Annotated in this window: 10 protein-coding genes; 6 read left to right on the top strand and 4 right to left on the bottom strand. The window is 39.3% G+C overall.

The window, feature by feature from the left end:
* The first annotated feature begins 92 nt into the window (after nucleotides 1–92).
* The 6 genes from L1D46_RS18595 (at nucleotide 93) to uspE (ending at nucleotide 5,596) form a co-directional block, all read left to right on the top strand.
* Nucleotides 93–584, top strand: coding sequence for a FixH family protein (locus L1D46_RS18595; RefSeq protein ID WP_239978016.1), 492 nt, complete (start codon nucleotides 93–95; stop codon nucleotides 582–584).
* A 9-nt stretch (nucleotides 585–593) separates the two neighbouring features.
* Nucleotides 594–2,969, top strand: a complete 2,376-nt coding sequence (locus tag L1D46_RS18590) for a heavy metal translocating P-type ATPase (RefSeq protein ID WP_130051649.1) — start codon at nucleotides 594–596, stop codon at nucleotides 2,967–2,969.
* The gene (ccoS, locus tag L1D46_RS18585) at nucleotides 2,966–3,133 is read left to right on the top strand and encodes a cbb3-type cytochrome oxidase assembly protein CcoS (protein WP_058551123.1); all 168 of its coding nucleotides are present in this window, start codon (nucleotides 2,966–2,968) and stop codon (nucleotides 3,131–3,133) included. The genes L1D46_RS18590 and ccoS overlap by 4 nt, the downstream gene beginning before the upstream one ends.
* Complete coding sequence (locus tag L1D46_RS18580; RefSeq protein ID WP_167658831.1) at nucleotides 3,126–3,797, top strand: sulfite exporter TauE/SafE family protein; 672 nt, start codon at nucleotides 3,126–3,128, stop codon at nucleotides 3,795–3,797. The genes ccoS and L1D46_RS18580 overlap by 8 nt, the downstream gene beginning before the upstream one ends.
* 38 nt (nucleotides 3,798–3,835) lie before the next feature.
* Nucleotides 3,836–4,570, top strand: coding sequence for an FNR family transcription factor (locus L1D46_RS18575; RefSeq protein ID WP_130051651.1), 735 nt, complete (start codon nucleotides 3,836–3,838; stop codon nucleotides 4,568–4,570).
* Between the two features lie 102 nt (nucleotides 4,571–4,672).
* Nucleotides 4,673–5,596: a universal stress protein UspE gene (uspE, locus tag L1D46_RS18570; protein WP_239978015.1), complete on the top strand. Its 924-nt coding sequence runs from the start codon at nucleotides 4,673–4,675 to the stop codon at nucleotides 5,594–5,596.
* A gap of 43 nt (nucleotides 5,597–5,639) precedes the next feature.
* On the opposite strand, the gene ttcA is transcribed toward uspE, so the two are convergent.
* The 4 genes from ttcA to ppk2 form a co-directional block, all read right to left on the bottom strand.
* Entirely contained in the window at nucleotides 5,640–6,533 is an 894-nt protein-coding gene (gene ttcA, locus L1D46_RS18565) for a tRNA 2-thiocytidine(32) synthetase TtcA (protein WP_130051653.1), read from the bottom strand.
* Nucleotides 6,534–6,752: 219 nt separating this feature from the next.
* Nucleotides 6,753–7,172 carry a hypothetical protein gene (locus L1D46_RS18560; protein WP_239978014.1) on the bottom strand — a complete coding sequence of 140 codons (420 nt, stop codon included), beginning with the start codon at nucleotides 7,170–7,172 and terminating at the stop codon, nucleotides 6,753–6,755.
* Between the two features lie 119 nt (nucleotides 7,173–7,291).
* The gene (locus L1D46_RS18555) at nucleotides 7,292–7,603 is read right to left on the bottom strand and encodes a hypothetical protein (protein WP_130051655.1); all 312 of its coding nucleotides are present in this window, start codon (nucleotides 7,601–7,603) and stop codon (nucleotides 7,292–7,294) included.
* Between the two features lie 11 nt (nucleotides 7,604–7,614).
* On the bottom strand, nucleotides 7,615–8,554 hold a 940-nt coding region (gene ppk2, locus L1D46_RS18550), incomplete at its 5' end, for a polyphosphate kinase 2 (RefSeq protein WP_239978013.1).

Below are 8,554 nucleotides of genomic sequence, written 5' to 3'. Positions count from 1 at the left end.
GATCAAAAAAGCCTCTATCTAGAGGCTTTTTTTTAGTCTTTTGCTTTTAAATCCGATAAAATGCTTACAACGTTTTTAAAGGTATAAGTACTATGAAACCCACTCCTTGGTATAAAAACTTTTGGCCATGGTTTTTAATCTCTTTTCCTCTTGCAGCGATCATTGGCTGCGCTGGTCTTATTTATATGGCAATTGGTAACGGCCCAGATATGGTTGTTGATGATTACTATAAAAAAGGTAAAGCAATTAACCTTGAACTCAGCAAATTTAATAAAGCAAAAGCGCTTTATTTACATGGCGATTTAAATGTTACTAACGACAAAGTTGCATTTACCTTCACTAAAGGTGATGCAAGCAATGTCCACTCTTTAAAAATGTCATTTTATCACCGCACCATTAAGACAAATGACTTTGATGTGAGCTTAATGAAAAACGCCCATGGCGATTTTACAGCCCTACTCGACGCTCATGTTGACGGCGCATATACAGTGTTTATTGAACCAATAGATAACAGTTGGAAACTCAAAGAAGACATCATTTTACCAACTGATAAAACAATTTCGATTAGCCCTGAATATAAGTAGTAAACTCTAATGTCCGATAATTGCTTTCATTGTCTTGAAAGTGTGCCAAAAGGCTTTAATGCGACTGTCGAAATAGACGGTAAGGCACAACCTATGTGTTGTATTGGTTGCCAAACGGTTGCAGAAAATATCGTCGCCCAAGGCATGACCGATTACTATAAATTTAGAACCGTACGCTCTGGTAAAGTTGAACAACTTGTTCCAGAGCAACTCGAGTTGATCAAAAGTTACGATAACGAAGATATTCAAGACGAGTTTATTTCTGCCTCTAATAATTTATCCGAGGTGCTACTAACGGTTGAAGGCATAACCTGTGCTGCTTGTGCGTGGTTAATCGAAAAACAATTACTCAATCTAAAAGCGATAAAACGCGTTGATGTAAATACATCGACCAACCGTGCCATGATCCAATGGGATAAATCGGTTACTCCGCTTAGCCAAATTATTACCTCATTACACGAAATCGGCTATAAAGCTTATCCGTTTCAGGCAGACCTTGAGGCCAGTCAAAAACAGCAAGCTGCTAAAGCCTATATCCGCCGTTTAGGTGTTGCGGGTCTAATGACCATGCAAGTAATGATGTTCGCTTTTGCCATGTATTTTGGCATGTTCTCGGGCATGGAAGAAAACTTCGAACAGTATTTCCGCTGGATAAGCCTTGTGCTTGCTTCACCGGTAATTCTCTATAGTGCCCTACCATTCTTAACTAATGCGATTAATGGTTTAAAAGCAAAACAGCTAAATATGGACCTACCCGTATCTTTAGCAATTTTTGGTGCTTATGGGGCAAGTTGTTATGCCACTTTAATGTCTGTTGGCGAAGTTTATTTTGAATCTATCTGTATGTTTACCTTTTTATTATTACTAGGTAAATATTTAGAATTTAGAGCTCGCTTAAAAGCCAGTGAGTTTACTGCTAACTTGCAAAAGTTACTGCCCCTTACAGCCCGTATCATCGATGAAAACAATCAAGAATCAATTATCGCAGCTAAAAAGCTAAGACTAGGTGATGTTGTATTAATTAAAGCAGGCGAAACAATTCCTGCTGACGGTATCGTTATACAAGGTCAAACAACTGTTGATGAAGCCATGATGACAGGTGAGCATCAGCCAGTTAATAAGTTTATTAACCATCAAGTATACGCAGGGACTATTAACCACGATGGTGTGATCCGTATTGAGATCAACAAAATCGGTCAAAATACCTTACTTAATCAAATTATAAAGTTACAACACACAGCTTTAACTAAACGCCCAAGATTAGTTGAAATAACTGATAAGGTGGCTCAGTGGTTTGTAGCGTGTTTATTAGTGTTTGCGTCAATTACAGCGATTGGCTGGTATCAAATAGACCCTGAGCATGCTTTTTGGATTACTATTTCGGTGCTTGTTGCAACCTGCCCTTGCGCACTGAGCTTAGCGATTCCTACCGCCCTTACGTGTGCAGTAGCAAGCCTGACAAAGCGTGGAATTTTAATTAAACAAGCCCATGTATTAGAAACGCTACCGCAACTAACCGATATTGCCTTTGATAAAACAGGCACCCTTACCCAAGGTCGTTTCACTATAGAGCGAGTTGAACTAGTAAACAGCCAGTATAGTGAAGCTGACGCATTACGACTAGCAGCGCAACTTGAAAGTTTCTCTGAGCACCCGATTGCTAATGCATTCGCTGGTTTCAACGATACAGTGAACCCAATTGAGAATGTTACAATCGAACCGGGTAAAGGCATTACAGCAGAACTTAATAATCAGCACTATGCGATAGGTAAAAGTGGCTGGTTCGATACTGATAAAGCAGATGCTCAAGCAACCTTGTATATCAATAAACAAGTAGTTGCGCGCTTTTACCTAGCCGATAGCTTACGTAACAACGCAGAAAAATTGATTACTAAACTGCATTCACAGCAGCTCAAGTGTCATATGTTAACTGGTGATGCTTCAAACAGTGGTGAGCAAATTGCAAAGCAGTTAAATTTAGATACTGTACATGCAGCATGTAGCCCTCGTGACAAACAAACCCATGTTGAAGCATTGGCTAGCAAAGGTGCCATTGTTGCTATGGTTGGTGATGGTGTGAATGATAGCCCGGTATTTGCAAGTGCCCATTTATCTATTGCGATGGAAACTGGCGCCGATATTTCCAAAAATAGTGCCGATGTGGTATTACTCAATAGTGATCTAACCGCCATTGAACATTTGCTTACTGTCTCGAAGAAGACTCGCCGTATTGTTAAGCAAAACTTGGCATTATCACTTATTTACAATGGTTCGATTTTACCACTTGCAGCACTAGGACTTGTAGCTCCTTGGATGGCCGTTATTGGTATGTCTGCAAGCTCCATTTTGGTTATTACCAACTCATTAAGGTTATTAAAACTATGAGTATCATCTACATCCTCATCCCAATTGCCATTTTATTTGTGCTAATTGCTATTGGTGTGTTCTTTTGGGCTGTAAAAAGCGAACAATTTTCTGATTTAAACAAACAGGGCCACAGTATCCTGTTTGAAGACGATAAAGAGCAGCACAACAAAAGTAATGATTGATCCGCAGTTTATTAGTGCATTTGTAATGGGCTTGTTAGGCAGTGGTCACTGTCTGGCTATGTGTGGTGGTATTTCCAGTAGTTTACAACTTGCCGCTAGCAAAAATCGTGCAGTTCGCTTTTCTGTTGCTTATAACCTTGGCAGAGCGCTCAGTTACATGCTTGCCGGTGCTCTAGTAGCCGGTATTAGTAGTCGCTTCGCTGCACAAAATACCTCTATCTCAGTAGGTTTATCGTTTCTAAGTGGTATTTTTATGCTACTTGTTGGGATTTATATCATGCGCCTAGCGCCCACCCTACAGTGGCTAGAAAAATTAGGAAAAACGCTAGTATGGCAGCATTTATCTAAACTGAATCGTTATTTACTACCTGTCGATACAACGCCAAAGGCCCTGTTGTATGGCGCTTTATGGGGATGGCTGCCGTGTGGATTAGTTTATTCGGCACTAACTTGGGCACTTACCAGCCCTTCTGCCCTTCACGGTGCTGGGGTAATGTTATTTTTTGCCTTAGGGACATTTCCTGCAATGATTAGTATTGGTCTAGTCAGTCAAAAAATAAACACTATTTTCAACCATGTTTGGATTAGGGTTATTCTAGGCAGCGTAATAATATGGTACGGTATATACTTATTAATTATAGCAACCGATAAGCTAATTCATTAATCTTAGCGGTTGTTAACTTATTTGAATGGATTTGATGTATGGACTTCTCACAAAACAAGTCAAAAGGCTTATGCACAATTAGCTGTAATAATTGCAGTATCAGCCAGCTATGTTTACCATTTTCATTAAACGGTCAAGAAATGGATCGTCTAGATGAAATCATCGAACGTAAAAAACCACTGCATAAAGGTGATTATTTATTTGAATCTGGTGAAAGCTTAAATGCCATTTATGCTGTGCGCTCAGGTTCGTTTAAATCTTACACTCTATCTGAACAAGGTGACGAGCAAATTACCGGTTTCCATTTAGCTGGCGATTTAGTCGGTTTCGATGCAATCAACAAAATGGCACATCAAAGTTTTTCTCAAGCCCTTGAAACATCTATGGTGTGTGAAATTCCATTCGATACGCTTGATGAATTAGCCGGTAAATTACCAAAATTGCGCCAACAAATTATGCGTTTAATGAGTAATGAAATTAACTACGACCAAGAAATGCTGTTGTTACTCAACAAAAAATCAGCTGAAGAGCGCCTTGCAAGTTTTATTTACAACTTGGCTGAACGCTTTGGTGAGCGTGGTTTTTCACGTAAAGAATTCCGTTTAACTATGACGCGTGGTGAAATCGGTAACTACTTGGGCCTAACTGTTGAAACAATTAGCCGCCTTTTAAGTCGCTTTCAAAAGGCTGGTTTTATTAAGGTTGAGGGCAAGTTTATCACCATTTTGGACCAGCAGGCACTTGCTACAACAGCGGCAATTAAATGTAAATAGAGTTTGATTTAACGCAACTTTATACTGTTTACCCCTTTAACTGTTCTAAATTTAGGTTACACTCAAAGTACTACTTTTTGCGGAACAGTTAAGGAGCAGCACATGGACGCAATTAAACGAATTTTAGCAGTTATAGACCCAACTAAAGAGCAGCAACACAGTTTAAGCCGCTCAATCGATCTAGCCAAAAAATCTGGCGCGACCATCACCGCTTTCCTCAGTATCTACGACTTCTCTTATGAAATGACAACTATGCTTTCAGCTGATGAGCGTGAAGCAATGCGAGAAGCCGTGATAAAAGACCGCCAAGAATGGTTAAATGAACAAATTGCACTTTATCCAGAACTCACTATTGATAGTTGTGTGGTTTGGCATAACCGTCCTTACGAAGCTATTATTAACACCGTGATCAACGATGGCTTTGATCTTGTTGTTAAAGGCACTCATCAACACGACACACTAAAATCGGTTATTTTCACACCTACCGACTGGCACCTTATTCGTAAGTGCCCTGCTCCAGTGTTACTTGTTAAAGAAACAGAATGGCCAGCTCAGGGGAATATTCTAGCAGCTGTGAACGCGGTGAGTGAAAATGAGCAACACCTTGAACTTAACAAGCGTATTATTAATGATGCCCGCTTCATTTGTGACTTAGCCAATGCCACGCTTAATATTGTAAATGCGTACCCAGCAACACCGGTTAATATTGCAATAGAAATCCCAGAGTTTAATCCTGGCGTTTATAACGAATCAGTTAAAAAACATCACTTTGAATCAACGCTCTCTTTAGCTAAAGGGTTTGATATTGACCAAGCTCAATGCTACATAGAGGAAGGTTTACCAGAAGATGTCATTCCAGATGTTGCTGCACGCCTTAACAGCGAGTTAGTAGTGATTGGTACTGTTGGTCGCACTGGCTTGAGTGCTGCGCTAGTTGGTAATACTGCAGAGCACGTTATTGATAGTCTTGATTGCGATGTCTTAGCCCTAAAACCAGATGGCTATGTGAGCCCACTCGCTAAGTAACAACCAGAATATGTATTAAAAAAGCCCCAGTTTGGGGCTTTTTTTATATATTTGTTACATCAATGAACAGTGATTCATCAATGTTTGTTGATGAGACCACCGCCTCGCTAAAGTCATAGCTTTCACGATTGCCTTCTCTATCAAGTGGTAAGTTTTCAAAATCAAACAAGTTTCTATCAGCAAGCTGGCTTGGGCTGACATTCTGTAAAGACTTAAAGATACTCTCAACGCGACCTGGAGTTTTCTTATCCCACTCTGTCAGCATCGCTTTAATTGATTGACGCTGTAGATTTTCTTGAGAACCGCATAGGTTACATGGAATGATCGGGAAATCTTTGTGCTCAGCGTATTTAATTAAATCTTTTTCACGACAATATGATAACGGACGAATAACTACGTTACGTTCATCATCTGAACGTAATTTTGGTGGCATCGCTTTTAATCGTGAACCATGGAACATATTTAAAAACATAGTTTCGACGATGTCATCCAAGTGATGACCTAGTGCTAGTTTGGTCGCACCAATTTTTTCTGCAAATGAGTAAAGTGTACCGCGACGAAGTCGTGAACACAGACCGCAGGTTGTTTTGCCCTCTGGTACTTTTTCTTTTACTACTGAGTAAGTATCTTTATCAACGATGTAATACGGGATATTTAGCGTTTCAAAGTAATCAGGCAAAATATGCTCAGGAAAACCAGGCTGCTTTTGATCAAGGTTTACGGCAATCACTTCAAATTTAATTGGCGCAGCTTTTTGTAAATTAAGCAAAATATCAAGCATTGCGAATGAATCTTTACCACCACTGATACATGCCATAACAACATCGCCGTCTTCAATCATGTTGTAATCAGTAATCGCATTACCAACATGCCTTCTTAGACGCTTTTGAAGTTTATTAAATTCAAGAGTTTCTTTTCTAGTATCAGTTTGATTCATTTGCTCTGCTCATACAGGCTTTACTAAGCCATGTTTCATAGTAAAAAGTTCGGCGTGGATTATACGGACTTTTTGAGCCAGTTGAAATGATTAGCGTGGGATAATTAAAAAGCATAACTCGTGAAGATATTACGTAAACTAAGGCTCTTTATGAATAGCATTAAAGGATCATCAATTTACAGGCTTATTTTAGGGTTTTCTGACTTCAATAAGCTAACTTCATTTTACTGTGCATTTATAACGCGAAGCAGTACAAGCAAGATCAGGCCAATCATCTCTGCCCCAGCAGTATTTATCATTTCTAAGTGGTTTTAGGTGCCAAACTACAGGTTTACCTTTTTTATCTAAGCGAGTTTCATTTTCAAGCTGCACTCGAATTAAATTTTTCTCTGTCGATAAAATAGTATAAACAAAGGTTTTTCTTGCTTCAGTCTCAGAAATATAGCCCTGCTCGTCATAAGAGATTTCTAATGTTTTGTTTTTAAAAGCTATAGTATGAAAATTAGCTTCACAAACTGGGCTATTTGTAGACTGCCATGAGCCTTGTAACTTAGTTTGCATTTCTTGTTTGATAGGTGAATAACTGCTACAAGCTGAACATAGCAGTAAAATAACAAAAAATGCCGGTATAATTTTCATAAGTATGCTTTTAAGTCCCTGAAAAGTTGACGTTTAGCATAACGAGAATCGTAAAAATGTCCAGCAATAAGCTTAATACAAAAACAAAGGGCACATGAGCCATGCGCCCCTTGTTAACCTTAAGTGTTTTTAGTTTTTGTCTTATTTTTGGCCATTCGTTTAGCCCGTTTTATTGCCGATTTTTTAGAAGCATTTTTCTGCGCTATTTTTAACACTTTAGCTTCTTTTAACTGCTTTTTGGCTTCTTTCAAGCGCTTTTTAGCATTTTTAGCTAGGCTCTCTGCTTCGCTGGCACACTCTACAGCGGCTTGTGCTTTAAGTGCTGCATCTTTTGCAATTTCAGAGGTTCTGGCCACCTCTTTTTTACTTTTTTCGAGAACTTTTTCGAGCTTTGCAAGGCGCTTTTCAAATATTGACTCTGAATTTTTCATTGTATTCTCCTTTACTGACGCGTAGACATGCGGGTAGGTTCAGTGACAATAAGCGGGTCAACCCGATTGACTATATCCTGATCTTTTTCTGGGTAATCCAAACAACTTAAGAAATGACGCATACAGTTGATACGACCCCGTTTTTTATCATCAGAGCGAATTTGTGTCCAAGGCGCATCTTTTGTATGGGTATGAAACATCATCGCATCTTTCGCGTCACTATAATCATGCCATTTAGCCAATGATGCCATATCAACCGGACTCAGCTTCCATTGCTTAAGCGGGTCGTTTTGACGTGATTTAAAGCGTCTGAATTGCTCTTCTCTACTGACCGAAAACCAATATTTAAATAGCTTAATACCGCTATTCACCAACATACGTTCAAGTTGTGGTGTTTGACGCATAAACTCTAAATATTCGTGATCATCACAAAAGCCCATTACCTTCTCTACACCGGCTCGGTTATACCAAGAGCGATCAAATAGTATAATTTCACCTTTGCTTGGCAGGTGATTAATGTAACGCTGAAAGTACCATTGTTCTCGCTCTCTTGAAGTTGGTTTTTCTAAAGCCACTACGTGCGCACCACGCGGATTTAAATGCTCCATAAAGCGTTTAATAGTGCCTCCTTTACCCGCCGCATCTCGACCTTCAAATAAAACCACTATTTGTTGATTGGTCTCTTTTACCCAACCTTGCATTTTCAAAAGTTCAATTTGCAGTTCGTGTTTATGGCGCTCGTATTCAACCAGGTCCATTTTGCGTTTGTATGGATATTTACCGTCTGCATTCCACTTTAGGCTTGGGTTTTTAACATTTAAATCAAAAACTACATCCTGTTTCGCATTGGCTTCGGCTAATTTCTGTTTTTTAACTGATACAGGTTCGACATTGACTGTCTGCATAACGACTCCTTTTAAACTATAAGTACCTATATTGAGATCTTTATAG

Origin of the sequence: Pseudoalteromonas sp. Isolate3, from assembly GCF_022398505.1 — a bacterium.
Classification (GTDB): Bacteria; Pseudomonadota; Gammaproteobacteria; order Enterobacterales; family Alteromonadaceae; genus Pseudoalteromonas; species Pseudoalteromonas apostichopi.
The sequence above is the reverse complement of the archived record's forward strand: the minus strand, read 5'-3'. Positions and strand labels throughout refer to the sequence as shown.

Coding starts and splice junctions, on each gene's coding strand:
- uspE (WP_239978015.1), top strand. CDS start 4,673: ATGGACGCAATTAAACGAATTTTAGCAGTTATAGACCCAACTAAAGAG.
- L1D46_RS18560 (WP_239978014.1), bottom strand. CDS start 7,172: ATGAAAATTATACCGGCATTTTTTGTTATTTTACTGCTATGTTCAGCT.
- L1D46_RS18595 (WP_239978016.1), top strand. CDS start 93: ATGAAACCCACTCCTTGGTATAAAAACTTTTGGCCATGGTTTTTAATC.
- L1D46_RS18580 (WP_167658831.1), top strand. CDS start 3,126: ATGATTGATCCGCAGTTTATTAGTGCATTTGTAATGGGCTTGTTAGGC.
- ttcA (WP_130051653.1), bottom strand. CDS start 6,533: ATGAATCAAACTGATACTAGAAAAGAAACTCTTGAATTTAATAAACTT.
- ccoS (WP_058551123.1), top strand. CDS start 2,966: ATGAGTATCATCTACATCCTCATCCCAATTGCCATTTTATTTGTGCTA.
- L1D46_RS18590 (WP_130051649.1), top strand. CDS start 594: ATGTCCGATAATTGCTTTCATTGTCTTGAAAGTGTGCCAAAAGGCTTT.
- L1D46_RS18555 (WP_130051655.1), bottom strand. CDS start 7,603: ATGAAAAATTCAGAGTCAATATTTGAAAAGCGCCTTGCAAAGCTCGAA.
- L1D46_RS18575 (WP_130051651.1), top strand. CDS start 3,836: ATGGACTTCTCACAAAACAAGTCAAAAGGCTTATGCACAATTAGCTGT.